The sequence below is a fragment of the Devosia lucknowensis genome, assembly GCF_900177655.1.
Classification (GTDB): domain Bacteria; phylum Pseudomonadota; class Alphaproteobacteria; order Rhizobiales; family Devosiaceae; genus Devosia; species Devosia lucknowensis.
Map to the genome: position 1 here is coordinate 579,832 of NZ_FXWK01000001.1, position 13,371 is coordinate 593,202.

Annotated in this window: 19 protein-coding genes; 10 read left to right on the plus strand and 9 right to left on the minus strand. The window is 63.1% G+C overall.

Features of this window, described 5'->3' with window-relative positions; translation table 11 throughout:
- Positions 1 to 363 precede the first annotated feature (363 nt).
- The 3 genes from CCK88_RS02680 to CCK88_RS02690 form a co-directional block, all read right to left on the minus strand.
- Complete coding sequence (locus CCK88_RS02680; RefSeq protein ID WP_086468995.1) at positions 364 to 642, minus strand: DUF6894 family protein; 279 nt, start codon at positions 640 to 642, stop codon at positions 364 to 366.
- 91 nt (positions 643 to 733) lie between these two features.
- Positions 734 to 1,273, minus strand: a complete 540-nt coding sequence (locus CCK88_RS02685; protein ID WP_244557417.1) for a flavin reductase family protein — start codon at positions 1,271 to 1,273, stop codon at positions 734 to 736.
- 157 nt (positions 1,274 to 1,430) lie between these two features.
- Complete coding sequence (locus CCK88_RS02690) at positions 1,431 to 2,033, minus strand: superoxide dismutase (RefSeq protein WP_086468996.1); 603 nt, start codon at positions 2,031 to 2,033, stop codon at positions 1,431 to 1,433.
- A 149-nt stretch (positions 2,034 to 2,182) separates the two neighbouring features.
- Here CCK88_RS02690 and CCK88_RS02695 point away from each other — a divergent pair, with 149 nt between their 5' ends.
- From CCK88_RS02695 to CCK88_RS02705, 3 genes are all read left to right on the plus strand, one after another.
- On the plus strand, positions 2,183 to 2,794 hold the full coding sequence (locus tag CCK88_RS02695) for a helix-turn-helix transcriptional regulator (RefSeq protein ID WP_244557418.1): 612 nt from the start codon (positions 2,183 to 2,185) through the stop codon (positions 2,792 to 2,794).
- Positions 2,781 to 3,269: a group III truncated hemoglobin gene (locus CCK88_RS02700; protein WP_086468998.1), complete on the plus strand. Its 489-nt coding sequence runs from the start codon at positions 2,781 to 2,783 to the stop codon at positions 3,267 to 3,269. The genes CCK88_RS02695 and CCK88_RS02700 overlap by 14 nt, the downstream gene beginning before the upstream one ends.
- A gap of 69 nt (positions 3,270 to 3,338) precedes the next feature.
- A complete protein-coding gene (locus CCK88_RS02705; protein WP_086468999.1) occupies positions 3,339 to 4,283 on the plus strand; it encodes a hypothetical protein in 945 nt (314 codons plus the stop codon).
- Positions 4,284 to 4,334: 51 nt separating this feature from the next.
- Here the strand turns inward: CCK88_RS02705 and CCK88_RS02710 are convergent, their stop codons facing one another.
- Positions 4,335 to 4,931: a DUF1176 domain-containing protein gene (locus CCK88_RS02710; protein ID WP_170926329.1), complete on the minus strand. Its 597-nt coding sequence runs from the start codon at positions 4,929 to 4,931 to the stop codon at positions 4,335 to 4,337.
- A 141-nt stretch (positions 4,932 to 5,072) separates the two neighbouring features.
- Here CCK88_RS02710 and CCK88_RS02715 point away from each other — a divergent pair, with 141 nt between their 5' ends.
- On the plus strand, positions 5,073 to 5,657 hold the full coding sequence (locus tag CCK88_RS02715) for a hypothetical protein (protein WP_086469001.1): 585 nt from the start codon (positions 5,073 to 5,075) through the stop codon (positions 5,655 to 5,657).
- Positions 5,658 to 5,663: 6 nt separating this feature from the next.
- Here CCK88_RS02715 and CCK88_RS02720 read toward each other — a convergent pair whose 3' ends face one another.
- Together CCK88_RS02720 and CCK88_RS02725 are read right to left on the minus strand one after the other, a co-directional pair.
- On the minus strand, positions 5,664 to 7,277 hold the full coding sequence (locus CCK88_RS02720; protein ID WP_086469002.1) for a hypothetical protein: 1,614 nt from the start codon (positions 7,275 to 7,277) through the stop codon (positions 5,664 to 5,666).
- A 7-nt stretch (positions 7,278 to 7,284) separates the two neighbouring features.
- A complete protein-coding gene (locus CCK88_RS02725; protein WP_086469003.1) occupies positions 7,285 to 8,400 on the minus strand; it encodes a hypothetical protein in 1,116 nt (371 codons plus the stop codon).
- Positions 8,401 to 8,569: 169 nt separating this feature from the next.
- On the opposite strand from CCK88_RS02725, the gene CCK88_RS02730 reads away from it, so the two are divergent.
- From CCK88_RS02730 to CCK88_RS02745, 4 genes are all read left to right on the plus strand, one after another.
- Positions 8,570 to 9,079, plus strand: coding sequence for a hypothetical protein (locus tag CCK88_RS02730; protein WP_140048864.1), 510 nt, complete (start codon positions 8,570 to 8,572; stop codon positions 9,077 to 9,079).
- Positions 9,080 to 9,089: 10 nt separating this feature from the next.
- A complete protein-coding gene (locus tag CCK88_RS02735) occupies positions 9,090 to 9,425 on the plus strand; it encodes a hypothetical protein (protein WP_086469005.1) in 336 nt (111 codons plus the stop codon).
- A 152-nt stretch (positions 9,426 to 9,577) separates the two neighbouring features.
- On the plus strand, positions 9,578 to 10,129 hold the full coding sequence (locus CCK88_RS02740) for an RNA polymerase sigma factor (protein WP_086470777.1): 552 nt from the start codon (positions 9,578 to 9,580) through the stop codon (positions 10,127 to 10,129).
- Positions 10,126 to 10,878 carry a hypothetical protein gene (locus CCK88_RS02745; RefSeq protein ID WP_086469006.1) on the plus strand — a complete coding sequence of 251 codons (753 nt, stop codon included), beginning with the start codon at positions 10,126 to 10,128 and terminating at the stop codon, positions 10,876 to 10,878. The genes CCK88_RS02740 and CCK88_RS02745 overlap by 4 nt, the downstream gene beginning before the upstream one ends.
- A 2-nt stretch (positions 10,879 to 10,880) precedes the next feature.
- Here the strand turns inward: CCK88_RS02745 and CCK88_RS02750 are convergent, their stop codons facing one another.
- On the minus strand, positions 10,881 to 11,345 hold the full coding sequence (locus CCK88_RS02750; protein ID WP_086469007.1) for a hypothetical protein: 465 nt from the start codon (positions 11,343 to 11,345) through the stop codon (positions 10,881 to 10,883).
- Between the two features lie 159 nt (positions 11,346 to 11,504).
- Here CCK88_RS02750 and CCK88_RS02755 point away from each other — a divergent pair, with 159 nt between their 5' ends.
- Complete coding sequence (locus CCK88_RS02755; RefSeq protein WP_086469008.1) at positions 11,505 to 11,825, plus strand: hypothetical protein; 321 nt, start codon at positions 11,505 to 11,507, stop codon at positions 11,823 to 11,825.
- Positions 11,826 to 11,909: 84 nt separating this feature from the next.
- Complete coding sequence (locus tag CCK88_RS02760; protein ID WP_086469009.1) at positions 11,910 to 12,452, plus strand: hypothetical protein; 543 nt, start codon at positions 11,910 to 11,912, stop codon at positions 12,450 to 12,452.
- Between the two features lie 34 nt (positions 12,453 to 12,486).
- On the opposite strand, the gene CCK88_RS02765 is transcribed toward CCK88_RS02760, so the two are convergent.
- Together CCK88_RS02765 and CCK88_RS02770 are read right to left on the minus strand one after the other, a co-directional pair.
- Positions 12,487 to 13,002 carry an SRPBCC family protein gene (locus tag CCK88_RS02765; RefSeq protein WP_086469010.1) on the minus strand — a complete coding sequence of 172 codons (516 nt, stop codon included), beginning with the start codon at positions 13,000 to 13,002 and terminating at the stop codon, positions 12,487 to 12,489.
- Positions 12,980 to 13,345: an ArsR/SmtB family transcription factor gene (locus tag CCK88_RS02770; RefSeq protein ID WP_086469011.1), complete on the minus strand. Its 366-nt coding sequence runs from the start codon at positions 13,343 to 13,345 to the stop codon at positions 12,980 to 12,982. Before CCK88_RS02770 ends, CCK88_RS02765 begins: the two co-directional genes overlap by 23 nt.
- Between the last annotated feature and the right edge of the window lie 26 nt (positions 13,346 to 13,371).

A 13,371-nucleotide genomic window follows, 5' to 3' on the forward strand; every position in this document is an offset into this window, starting at 1 on the left:
GACAGTGTCTGCATGGCCGTTTGGCTCAGGCCAGCCGGGCCATTCCTCCGATCGCGCGCCAAGCCGTTTCACAAAACGGTCACATTTGGGCAAAGCGTTTCCCGCTTTCGCCTGCATCGGCAGGGTTAGTATCTTGTTAAAGTCTATCAAGCTGGTAGTGTTTGCCCCGGTTCAACCGCAGGTGCCCGATGCCCAAGCTGTCGCATTACGTGTCCTACGCCGCTCTCGTCGCCGCATTGGGCTTTGCCCTGACCGTCATGGTCGGTTTCCACTTCTGATCTGCCATCTATGGTGAAACAAAAAAAGGCAGCCCGAGAGCTGCCTTTTGTCCGTTTCTGCAATGGCTTACGCGCCAAATCTGACTCAGTGCACCGTTGCCGGAACTATCGGCGTTGCCGACCCGTCGTCGATCTGCGGCCCTGCCCAGAACACCACGTAGAGCAGGTCTTCGCCGCTGGCATCGGTAATCTCGATCGAACGCGGCTCGTCCATTTCCCCGCCTTCGCCGGCGATCTTTTCGATGATTGCGCGCCCCATTTCCGCCGCCATGTGCTCGGCGTCTTCCAGGCTCGCGTGCTCGCTCCCCGCCTCGTCGCGGATCAGCGCACTCTCGGTTCGATAGTGGAAATAATAGCGCGGCATGTGTCTCTCCCGTCGCCCGGGACAACGCTTGAACCCCGCGCGCGTTGCCGACGCAGGCGTGTCACCGGCAAGACTGTCACGTCACACGCGATCAGTCGATCCCTGCAAGCTCACGATATCCATGACGCTGCCAGATCAGCGGCGCGCGGCCCGGGTCGCTTTCCGCTTCCACGATTGCGCCCGCGAACAGCACATGTGTTCCCGTTTCCATCGCGCCAATCACCTCGCAGTCGAGCGAAGTGACGGTTCCACGCAGCTGCGGTTGGCCTGACGGCCATGCGCCCCAGTCGCCGATTGCGAACCGCTGTTCCGCCGGAACCTGTCCGGCAAACGCATCGGCGACATCGGTCTGCTCCGTGCTCAGCATGGCCAGCGAGAAGCCGCCCGTCTTGGCGATCAGGTCGGCCAGCCGGCTGACGATATCGATGGAAACGAGCAGCGCTGGCGGCTGCGCCGAAAGCGACATCACCGATGTGGCGGTCCGCCCGACACGCTCGTCGCCGCGCCGTGCCGTCACCACCGTCACGCCAGACGCCAGTCCGGACATCGCCGTGCGAAATTCCCCGTCGCTCACCGTCGGTCGGCGCAGCGGCCGCAGGGCCATGGTGTCGGGAAGTTCGAAATCGGGCATGAGGATAGTCATCGCGGAAAGTCACTATGAGTGCAATGCGGCCTCGGCCTTCAAGGGGAGGCTGCCCCGGAAAGAAGGCTGGGGGAACGGCCGGGTTCCCGCCATTGTCACCGCCAGGTCAACCCCGGCGGTGACGATATGGGATTGCGCGGACCGGTCAGCCCAGGTTGGCTTCCGCGAATTCGTAGTTCGCGAGCTTGTCGAGGAAATTGCTGACATAGTCTGGACGACGATTGCGGAAGTCCACGTAGTAGGAGTGCTCCCACACGTCGAGACCGAGCAGCACCTTGCCCTCACCGGTCGCCAGTGGGTTGGAGCCGTTCGGAGTCTTGGTGGTCTTGAGCTTGCCGTCCTGGCCAAGCACCAGCCAGGCCCAGCCCGATCCGAACTGGGTCGTGGCGGCGGTCTTGAAGCTCTCCTTGAAGGCATCGACCGAGCCGAAGTCTTCGACGATCTTGGCTTCCAGCTTGCCCGGCAGCTTGCCGCCAGTGGGAGACAGCGCATTCCAGAAATGGATGTGATTCCAGTGCTGACCGGCATTGTTGAAAACCGGAGCCATGTCGGCCTTGCCGTTTGCGAAAGCGACGATCTCTTCCAGCGACTTGCCCTGCAGGTCAGGGTTCTTCTCGACGAAACCGTTGAGCGCCGTCACGTAGGCCTGGTGATGTTTGCCATGGTGCAGCTCGAGCGTTTCCTGGCTCATGCCGCGCTCGCCGAGGGCCGCCGGGGAATAGGGAAGGGCGGGAAGCGTAAAGGTCATGTCGAAGCTCCGTTCACTTCGGCTTGCATGTTTTTGCAGGCCGGGTTAATTTCCAAGCAATGGCTTTGAAAACCCTTTCCAGTGATATGTCAAGCTCAGGCTTGGAAAACACCGCGTGGTCTCCGCGCAACCCGGCAGAGCGTGTCCTTATGGCGCTCAAGATGCATGGCGCGCTCTCGGCGACTGCATTGGGTGCCATGCTCGGTACGACGAGCGAAGCTGCACGGCAGCAGCTCCTTCGGCTTGCAGATGAGGGCCTGGTGGAGGCGCGCAGCGCCTCGGCAGGCGTGGGTCGGCCGACGCAGCTCTGGACGCTCACCCCAGCCGCACAGGCGCGTTTTCCCGATACCCATGCCGCACTCACCGTCCAGCTGCTCGACATTGTCCGCACGCGGCTCGGCGATGACGCGCTCGATGCCATCATCGCGGTGCGCGAAGCCGATACACGCAACAGCTATGAGGCGGTCATGGTCCCGGCCGCGGATCTCGAGGGGCGTGTTGCGACCCTAGCAGCCATGCGCAGCCAGGAGGGCTACATGGCCGCCTGGAGCAAGGAGGCGGACGGCTCCTTCCTGCTAGTCGAAAATCACTGTCCGATTTGTGCCGCTGCAACGGCCTGCCAGGGCTTCTGTCGCGCCGAACTGGAAGTTTTCCGTTCGGTATTGGGCACCGGTGTCACCGTCGAGCGCACCGAACATATCGTCTCGGGCGGCCGCCGCTGCTCCTATGTCATCAAGGCCCAGACCGATGCCGCCGTCTGATCGTCCCCCTGTCGGCACGCAGCTGCATCGTATCGGCTGGGAAACGCCCGAGGGTCTCGACGAGACCATGATCCGTGCCGTTGTCGACGAATTCTATACCCGTGCAAGGCGCGACGATGTTGTCGGCCCCATCTTCAATTCCGTTATTCCCGACGCCGAGTGGCCGGGCCATCTCGACAAGATTTCCGATTTCTGGAGCTCCATGCTGCTCGGCTCCGGGCGCTATGCGGGCCGCCCGATGCCCAAGCACATGGCAATCCCCAATCTTGGCGATGCGCATTTCATGCGCTGGCTGCGCTTGTTCCGTGAAACCGTCGAGGAACTTTGCCCGCCTGATATAGCGGCACTTTTCATCGAACGCTCCGAGCGGATCGGCAATTCGTTCCGCATGAACATTTCCATGCGCCGCGGCGACGACATCACGCTCATGGGGCCGCTCAAGCGCGAAGCGCCACCGACCTGGAAACCGGAATAGGGCAGGCGATCGTCACACCAAGGTCTGCCGCGTCTGGTTCGTCCAATCTCCAGACAATGGAGATTTGCGATGAAACTTTTGGTGACCCTGGCACTGGCCGCATCGACCACCGGCGCAGCGCTGGCTCAGGATATTGAAGCTGGTTCGGAGCGTGTGCTCGTCGATGCCGATTTCGGTCTCACCCTTGAAACGCCCGAAGGTTTCGACGCCCAACTGTTAGGGCAGATGCCCGAGGGCCACGTTCTGATCAAGGTGAGTGCCGACGATCCGGACTTACCGCCGCTCGATGGTGCCGATCATCTCTGCGACCTCACCTTCAACTACGATCCAAACTTCGGGCAGGGCGATCAGCAATGGGTGAATAGCCTCGCTGACGGAACCGGGTTCTACGAACGCATGGCTGAGGAAACGGCGGTTCCGGGCACGGTGGAAAGCGGCGAGCATTTCACCCATCGCGGCTCCTCGTCCCACATCTTCTTCGGCCGTCACGATCTGGGCGGCGCGTTTGCGGTCGCGGCTATTCCCACCACCCAGGGTTACGCCCTGCTCACCTGCGCCACCAGCGCAGCCGAGGTCGATTGGGACGCCATTTCGCCCTTGATCGACGCCATAACCGTTCCGGGTCAGCCACGCGATCATCTCGCAGGCACAGGCACGTGCGAGGCGGAGCTGGATGTCGCGGAAGACGATCTCGACACCTTCCTTGGCGGCAGCGCAGACCGGACGCTCGTCGCTGCGCTGGACGCGGAACGTGGTCGGATCGCGGATGCGTGCGGCGGTGACGAGGCCGACGCCGTCATGGATGCTGCCCTCGAGCAGCTGGGCGCCACCGAAACTTACCGCGCCATGCGTTACGACGCGCTGGCCCGGATCGGCTCCGACCTTCTCACCCCCGAGCAGCATGAGGCTCTCGACGATGGCCGCCAGCAAGTGGTCGCTGCCAGCGACGAGCCAACGGGCGAGCGCTACCTCGACTACATGCATTTCACCGTCGGATTGCGCGGCGGAGTTTGATGCAGGACCAGCAGGCCGGATGCAGAAGTCCGGCCTGCGCGCTTCTTCACTTTACCAGATCTCGCGCTCGATCAGCACAACGGGGTTGTCCTCGCGGTCGAAGGTGGCGTCCACGGCGAAGTAGGTGATCTCGAACTTGCCATTCTTGAATCCCCACCGCGTCTCCGCATAGGCATCGTCGAGCCCCCGCATTTTGTTGCGCTCGGTCATTGTGCGGCTTGATGGGTCGTATTGCGGGTTCACGACCTCGCGCAAATCAGGAGTGTCGATGATGGTGATGTCGTCGACGGGCGCGCCTTCGCCTTCTCCCTGGTAGCTGATGTCAACCTGCGGAGAAGGAAAGAGGATCTCCGAGACCGTCCCATGCTGATCCGAGAGGAGATAGACCGACGTCTGATTGTAGGCGCCGATCTGGCATGGGAATTCCACGATCAGCGCTTGCCGCGCTGCCGTGTCCTCACCGATCTGGAGCTCAAAACTGGCTGGCTCCAATTGCGAGGCCTCCGCCGGAACGCACACCTCCGGGCGGTTTGCCTGATGATGGGAGATGGCCTTCTCGATTGCAGAGGTCTTCCACTCGCCCTCCTGGGCGGTGCTCGGCAGGCTCACCAGCACGAGGCTGGCAGCAAGGACGAAATGTATGCGCATCACGGTCTCCATCAGGCTCGACCATATGACGACCCGGGAGCGCCGCACCTTGGTTTGTCAAAATTGCCTTGGGACCAAGGTTCGGCTGCGTTCGCACGTCTGATGGACAAGACCAGATGATCCCTGTCGAAAGGTGCAGCCATGTTCCGCCATTCAGTCGCCGCCGCCGCCATTCTGGCGGTCTTATCCACCGCCGCCACCGCCCAGGAGCCGACCGACTTCCTAGGCGTGGCCGGGCCGATTTCACTCGGCGACACGCAATACGTGCTTGCGTGGTCGTCCAACCCCCAACCGGGCTACATCAAGCAGGAATACATCCCCGCGGGCGACACGCTCGAAACCTACAACAGCATGGTGATGGTCGAGTTCGTCGCCACCGATGCGCCGATCGCCGATGTGGTGGCCGGGCAGGCGGCCGCAATCGACCAGCGCAAGGCGACGGACCCCATCGCCAACATGGCCATGTTCAGCAATCCCGATACGGGCGAAGTGCTGCTGGATTTTCTCCGCTCCGCCAAGGATGAGGCCGGTGAATACATCATCGAATGGAACGGGTATCGCTATGCCGAGGCCGAGTTCGATGGCGAGGAAGGGGTGCTCCTCTTCGCGGTCAGCGACCGCAGCTATGGCAACGCCGCCGCCGAACCGTTTCTGCGTGGCCTCGCGGACTTCAAGGCAGCTCGGCTCGAGGCCCTGACATCGGCCGCTCTGCCGGCGCTCGACTGATCGCGATCAGTCGTCCAGCCAGTACGCGGTGCCCTCGATCAGCACCGTGTCTGGCTGGGTATCGTCCGCTGACGCCGGAAGCGCGAAAAACCGTCGCTCGCTGGTTCCGTCCACGTCGATGATGAGCGCGAAGTCCTCGATCCGGTAGCGCGCTTCCGTCGCGGGATCCTCGGAGCCGCTCACGATGATGTAGCTCGTCCCCACATTGCCCGCGACAAAGCCGCTGCGGCTGTAGGTGAGGGCGCCATCACGCGAAAACGCATACCGCCTGTCCTGTCGCGACCCGCCCATCCCGATCTGGAGATAGTCATAGGCTCCGTCCAGCGTCGCGTGGGTAAACGGCACGAGGCGCTGCGCCCCTTCGACCAGCGTTTCCGTACCCGCCTGCCAGCCGCCGCTCATGGTCAGGCGCACGCTGTCGCCGTCCGCCTGCCAGGTGAACCAGCGTCCCGGCTCACGCTGCCGCGACAGCGCGACGTCGAGGTCGGTGAACGGAAAGCTCCACTCGTGCAGGTACGCGCTGCCATCGTCGAGCAACACGTAGATGTCCTCCTGCCGGTCCACATAGCCATTGCCGAAGCCATCGAGCCGATTGTCGAACCGGGCGTCGTAGATCACGCGATCCACGTCATCGAGGGCGATCCCGGCATTGGGACCGGCAAAGGCCTCGTCAAACTCGAGCGGCCGGATCATGAGACCGGCGCTGTCCTCTTCCTCCACCATCGGCCGCGCGGTTTCCGCGACCGTAAAGAGGCTGCAGCGATCGAGCCGGACGACACCGCCCTCCATGCCGTCGCTGACGCTGCGCGACGTCCCGACAACCACCATGTCTCGGCCGATCGCGCTTTCCATGCGGGCCTCGTGCGCCGCCTCGCTGAAGGAGCTGCAGCGCACGGCAAAGCTCGATTGCATGTCCTCGCGCCATTCGCGCAGTTCGTCCTCGCCGGTGACGCGGCCATAAAGCACCTGCACGCCATCGGCTTCGAGCCAGTCCTCGGCATGCGCCTCGCGCGCCGCCCGCAAACCGCGCAGCTCCCGCGCCCCCGCCTTGCTGCCGATCTCGGCCATCTTGGCCTCGATCCGCGCCGAAAGCGCCGCCAGCGGCAGGATCTGCGTCTCCTCCACCGTCCGTGTCGCCGGCACGATATCAGGCACGTCAGGCACGGCGATGTCGAGCGCCCGCGTCAGCGACATGAGCCGCCTCACGCTCGATTTCACGTCGAACTGGTCCGCCGCCAGCACCTCCGCAAACTTCCCGCAGGTCTGCGGCGCGGCATCGAGTTCTCTCGCGATCTCTGTGGCAAGCGCCGACCGCTGCGGCCCGATCTGTGCCTCCAGTTCGGGAATGCGCGCACCAATGCCCGTCATCACCCGGGAGTAATCGCCGAAGTCGTTGTCGTGCCGCCAGGCCGCGACGAGGTCGCGTCGCGCCTGCACGCCCTCCGGGTCGCGTTCGGCGCAGGCATCGAGGTAAAGCGCTGCCGCTTCGAACGCACCCACGGTCTGCCCGATGCGCTGGCTCAGTTCCTCGACCTCGTCAGCCGTGACGGTCATGGGAAGGCCGGCGGTGACCATCACCGCCAGCACCACCCCTCTCAGGCCATCCGTTCCCGCGGACATCCGGGCCTCACTCGCTGCCGATCTGCAGCACACTCGCCTCGCGTCGCATATGGGCGTTCAGCACCGCCGCATACGCCGGGTTCTGGACCGTCTCGCTTTCGTCGATCAGCACCGTCACCACCGCGGCGCAGAGGCCATCGACGCCCTCGGCCGTGCCGGTCTCGATTTCGCCCTGGGCCGTGTCGGGCGCCATGTCGCTCCAGCGGCCGGCAATGGCATCCGCTGCAGCCTGCGCGACCGTGCAATCGGGGTAGGCGAGGGCGATGGCGGCCCCCATCTTGTCTGTCTGGATATCGGCGACGATGCCGCCCATATAGGCCGGAATGCCCTTGCCGAGCGCTTCCATCTGCGCCTCGATCTTCGCCCGGGTTTCCGCGATATCGGCGGTCGGCGACAGCACCGCGGCCGGATCGAGGCCCGCAAGCCCGAATAGCGGCGAGATCACCACCGCCTGCACCACATGGGCCTCCCCAGCCGACTGCTCCAGCCCGGCCAGCGCCGTCGCGATGATCGGGTTCTGTCCGAGGCGCGGCTGATCGCTCGCCGCCGTCATTGCTGCCTGCGGCGTCTGCGCCTGCACCACATTGGTGCCCGTTGCCGCAGCGAACTGCGCCGCGCCGACCCGGGTGCGCCATGGATTGGCCGGGTCCCTGTCCTGCGGGTTGAACTGCATCGGCTCGCCATTGCCGACCACGCCAGGCATGCCGGCACTTTCGAAGCCGATGGTCTCCAGCGTGCTGACCAGTTCGGTCGCCGACGCTTCGTCGACCAGTCCCCAGAATGTGTGCGTATTGGGTGGAACGCCGAAGCTGGTGAAATAGCGCACCTTGTCCCGTGTCGTGCCCGCCTTCGTTTCCCACTCGGATTGCTCGGAGGATGCCAGGCTCTGCAGCGGCGTGAAATCGGCTGCCGCAAACAGCCGGACGAAGGAATTGGCGGGTCCGCTTTCACCCTGTGCCGACATCACGTCAACATCCGCGAAATAGGCCACGTCGCCTTTCTCCTGCACGAAGACGCTTTCGGGCAGGTGATCGAGGCCCTCACGCAACGCATCGACATTGGCGGCCAGGGCCGGGGCGGATGCGGTCAGCATCAGGGCGATGGAGATAACGCTGCGGCGCATGGGCAATCCTCTTCTGTGTCGTTTGCTTTGTGACGTCCTGCGAATGCATGACCTTGGTGCGATTGGAGAACTTTTTCTCGGCAGATTTGGTCTCGTGGGCCAAGCTTCCACCTGCCTGCGGCGTCATATGGATCAAACGGAAAGGATCACCGCCGTGAAAAGATTGATGATGTCCCTTTTGATCGTGACCGCCATGGCCTCCGGAACGCCTGCAATGGACAAGCCGAACCTCGAGGCCATGAGCAATAGCGAAATCCGGGAACAGGCGAGCTCGCTCCATCCTGCGGCGCTCTACATCCTCTCGGCGCGCCTTCTGGCCGAGGGCAGGGGGCAGGAGGCGGCCAACTGGATGTATGCGGGCCAGTTGCGCTACCGCTTTCTCATTGAAGCCGGTGGTGACGCTGCGCGCGACGAGAACGTGCTTTTCAGTGCCCTGACGGAGCAGGTCGGTCGACCCGTCAACGAATACATTGCCGGCAATGTCGACGAATGGCTTGCGGCCATGCAGTGGGCGCTCGATTGGGACGAGGCCAATGCCAACGGCCTGACCTCCAAGACCCAACATGCCGCCGTCCTCAAGGATGTTCGCGACGGTCTCGAAAGGCTGATGGCCGATGTCGAAGCCAATCGCGCCGAAATCCCGGCCCAGCGCGAAGCCAATGGTCTCGAAAACCGCTGAGGAGAGAACCATGCGTGCTTTCGTTCTCGCGTCGCTGGCCGTCATTGCTTCTGTCGCACCGGCGATCGCCGATGGTGCCACGGAGGAAACTGTCTTCCTGGTCGGTCGCACCAATATCTTCTGCGTCAAGGCGCCGTGTCCTTGGCGCGGCATCGCTCCTGCCGGCGGCGCGGCGGGTCCTCACGCGCTCATCTGGTCCGGTGACGCTCTTCCCGAGGTCGACGGAGACCCTGCCGACGTCGCCAGCATTTCCCAGGCGTGGAACAACGGCGACTGTCTGGTGGTCAGGGGACAGTTTACTGCGGAGGTCCTGACCGTCGATGCCGTTGTTGGCCCTTGCCCCTGAAGTCTATCGACGGTGTTTCGATGAATAGCGGGGCAGTTGCGCGGCATCTTTCCTCTAAGAGGTTCGCGCCAAACAAGGAAATCTCATTTTCGCCACAACCATTTTGCTTTTCTGGCATTATTGCCATGGGCAGGCGGGGAGTTGATGGCGCAGTGCGATTTGTGGAAGGGACGATTTCCGAGCCGTCTGACGCGACGGCCCAGCTCATAAGGCTGGCCAAAAGTGGCGACGCCCGGGCCTTCGAACGCCTGATCTCCGAACATTATCTCTTCATCTACAAGACCGCGTTCCGCTGGCTCGGACACAAGAGCGACGCCGAAGATGTCACGCAGTCGGTATGTATGCGTCTTGCCGACGCGATTTCCGGCTTTGACGGACGGTCCAAGTTCACCAGCTGGCTCTACACAATCACTCTCAATACCGTTCGGGACCTTCAACGCAGCCACAAGCGGCGCGGCCGGCAGATCGATGCCGTCGCCGCAGTCGCACGAGAAGAAATCGCGCCCAGTCAGGAAGACCAACTGCGCGTCAATGATATCTGGCGTATAGTGCGCCAATTGCCGGACAAGCAGCGCGATGCCGTGCTGCTGGTCTTCGGCGAACAACTCTCTCAGGCGGAAGCCGCCGCCATCATGGGATGCAAGGAAGTGACCGTGTCCTGGCACATCCACAATGCGCGCAAGTCGCTCAAGGACCTGCTATGAGCCAGGATCGCGACCCGTTCGAACTGCTGCCGCGCTTCGTTGATCCCGAGCCAGATCCCGTTGTGATGAACGCTACCATCGCCCAGAGCCGGGAGGCTTTCCTGCGCCGCGCTGGCAAGGCCGGTCCCGTCGCATCGCCCGGTTTGGGCACGTGGTTCGGCAAGTCTCTCAACTGGATAATTCCGGCGACAGCAGGCGCGGTTGCCCTCGTCGTTGCCATTCTTGTTGTGCCCGGTCTCATGCCCGACGCACCGGCGCCGAACCGCGAAACGGACCTGGTCGCCGACCGGCCGACGCCCATGCCGTCGGCCGCGCCCTCCACATCCCTGTCGCGCAGCCCTGAGGCCGCGTCCGACGCCGTGTCCGGGACGTCGTCCATGGGTGTACGGCCGCTTCCGGGCCAGCCTGCGCCAGCGCCACAAGCCGTCGATACGATATTCGAAGGCGATGGCGTGCGGGTCGGGGTTCTCACCACCCCGTCCCAGGTCGAGCTTTATCTCCCCGATCTTTCTGGCCGGACGGTCATCGACACGCAGGCTGTTTTCGCCGGCGAGGATCTCGAAATTCTTGAAGCCGCCCTCGTCCCGGCGGGTAACCTCGTCGCCGTCCGCTTCCGGGTCAACGACGAACGCTTCTGGCGCATCTACGCCCAGGCCAGCGGCACCTACACGCGCGATGCAGACCTTTCGGCGACAGTTTCTGATGCGTCGGATGTGGCAGAGGTCGAACGGCGCCTCGCCGCACCGTAAGCCTATCGCTGTTGCGCCCGATAACGCTCCAGCAGATCCGACAGCGGGCTATGCAGCAGATCGCCATTCAGCCGTGGTGGCGGGCCATAGCTGAATGCGAAATTGTACGTTCCGCTCCGCTCGATGATGAGGTCGACAATGGTCCACGGGCCCTCGCCCGGAAGTGTCATGTCGTCCCGCAGCGCGAGCAGCTTCGCCTTGGTCTCCATGCTGAGGCGGAACCCCAGCGCCTCGAGATCGGCATCCCCTCGATGGGCGATGACCTTGGCCTGCGTGCTTGAGCGCATGCCTTCCTCGGCAAGGATCTCGTGATTGACGCCGATCATCACCCAGTCCCGGTCATCCCATTCGCCGTCCTGCAGATCGACGATGTCGGCTACGACGTGGCGCACGGCGTCCTCCTGGCGCGACGCGATATCGGGCAGGGGAGGTTTTTTGCCAAAGCGGTCGATCAGGCCCTTGAACATGGGTGTGGTCCTTGGTTCGAAACAGTATCGTCTATAGGACGTCCTTGATCCGACCGACCTTGGCGCCTGCTTCTGTCTGCGCCATGCGACGCCCGCAAAGCTTTGCTTCATGTCAGGCGTCTAATGTTCGAGCTTCGGAAATGAAGGAAGGACTGGATCATGTGGCGCGGGATCATTGTGCATGGGGTGCCCCTGGTCATTGCTGTGGGCGCGGCTCTGCTGCTGCTGCCGTGGATCATGGGAGCCTCCGCCATCGAGGGTGACTCAGGCTCCCGAGGCTACAGCGTCGGCATGGCGGCGCTTTTCCTTTACCCGGCCAGTTATCAGGTGCTGATCATCGGCTGGCTGGTGTGCCGCTGGCAGCGGTGGTCGCTACAAGCCGTCTTCATCCAGCTCATCTGGTGCTGTCTCGTCCTCTTTGCCGCCGCCATGGCCTATGCTCTGGTTTCGCTTCAGGAATACCTTCTGCTTCAGTCATAAGCGAATTCCACAAATCGGGTGCTTGCGCACCAAGGTCTGTCCCGTTGCCGCCGTCCAATCTGCACAACATGGAAAGGACGGACCATGCGCCTGAAAATTGCTGCTCTGATCGCCCTCCTCCTCGCCGCGCCGGCTCACGCCCAGGTCGAGCAGGATTTCGCATTGGCCAACAAGGTTTTCGGCCAGCTTTCGGCCACGGCGGTTACCGACGGTATCGATGGCGAATGGCTGCCGCTAACCGTATTGGCCAACCTGCGCGGCGGCGATCCTGACCCGGGGCTGATTGACAGCCTGCTCGAGCGCATATGTGGCAACGATCCCATTCGTGGCGCTGTCTTCACCGCCATCGACGACACAAGCTTTGAAATGCTGGGCGCCAACACGCGAGGAGAAATGCGCTACCGCTTCGATTGGATCGACGGTGCGGAGTTCTACCGAAGCTTTGATCCGGCGCAGCTCTTCAGCGTGCTCAAGTTCGACGCGATCGAGGGGGAGAGCGGCGTCAAGATGCGCGCTGACGCCATGGACGCATATTCCGGCACCGTCCACTTCTACCGTGTGTCGCCGGACGTGCTGACCATGGTGAGCAAGCACGGTGCCGAGGTCTATGGCCGCTGCCCGAACTGAGCAGACGTGACCGGTTGCGAATAACCGCAGCCGGTCACCCTTGGCCTTGGTGGAGCTCCACCAGCAACCCGTCCAGCTCATCAAACTGTTCAGGGTAGGCGCCCGTGCTGCCCGAGGCGATGGCCTCGTCCAGCGCTTCCTTGCTTGGGTAAAGGTCGGACAGCACCAGGTGCGTCTTGCCGTCCTTCTCCGTGAGCGTCATCGTCGTCACGGACCCCGCCTCGCCCTCTTCATTGGTCCAGACGATCCTGGCGTCCTGGACAACCTCGAGATACTTGCCGAAGAACGCCATCGGTTGTTCGGATTGAGGGGGCCCAAAAACGAAGCGATACGTACCGCCGGTCCGCACGTCGGCTTCGCACGAGATGAACGTGATGCCGAACGATTTTGGCGCCCACCAGCGCATCAGCAATTCCGGGGTGCTCCAGGCCCTGAAAACCAGGCGCGCCGGACTGTCGAAGGTTCTCGTAATGCGCAATTCGCGGTCCGAATGACGGACCACATCGGTCCCGTGTGCCTGCACGACGTCATTGGTCGTTCTGTCGTCCATCGCATTTCTCCTGTTGTTTCAAGTCCTCGATGACCGCATCCAGCCCGTCGAAGCGCGCAGCCCAGAGCTGCCGGTAGTTCTCGATCCACGCCATTTCGTCTTCGAGCCGGGCCGCGCCGAGCCGGCAGGTGCGCACGCGGCCCACCTTCTCGGTCGTCACGAGGCCCGCCCGCACCAGCACGTCGACATGCTTCTTCATGCCCGTGAGGGTCATATCGAAGCGTTCGGCGAGGTCGCTGACCGAAGCGTCCGACCGGCCGAGCTGTTCGAGCACGCCACGACGGGTCGCGTCCGAAAGGGCAGCGAAGGAAGCATCGAAACGGGCATCTAAATACTGAACCATGTAGTTCAGTATAGGCTCTTGCCGCG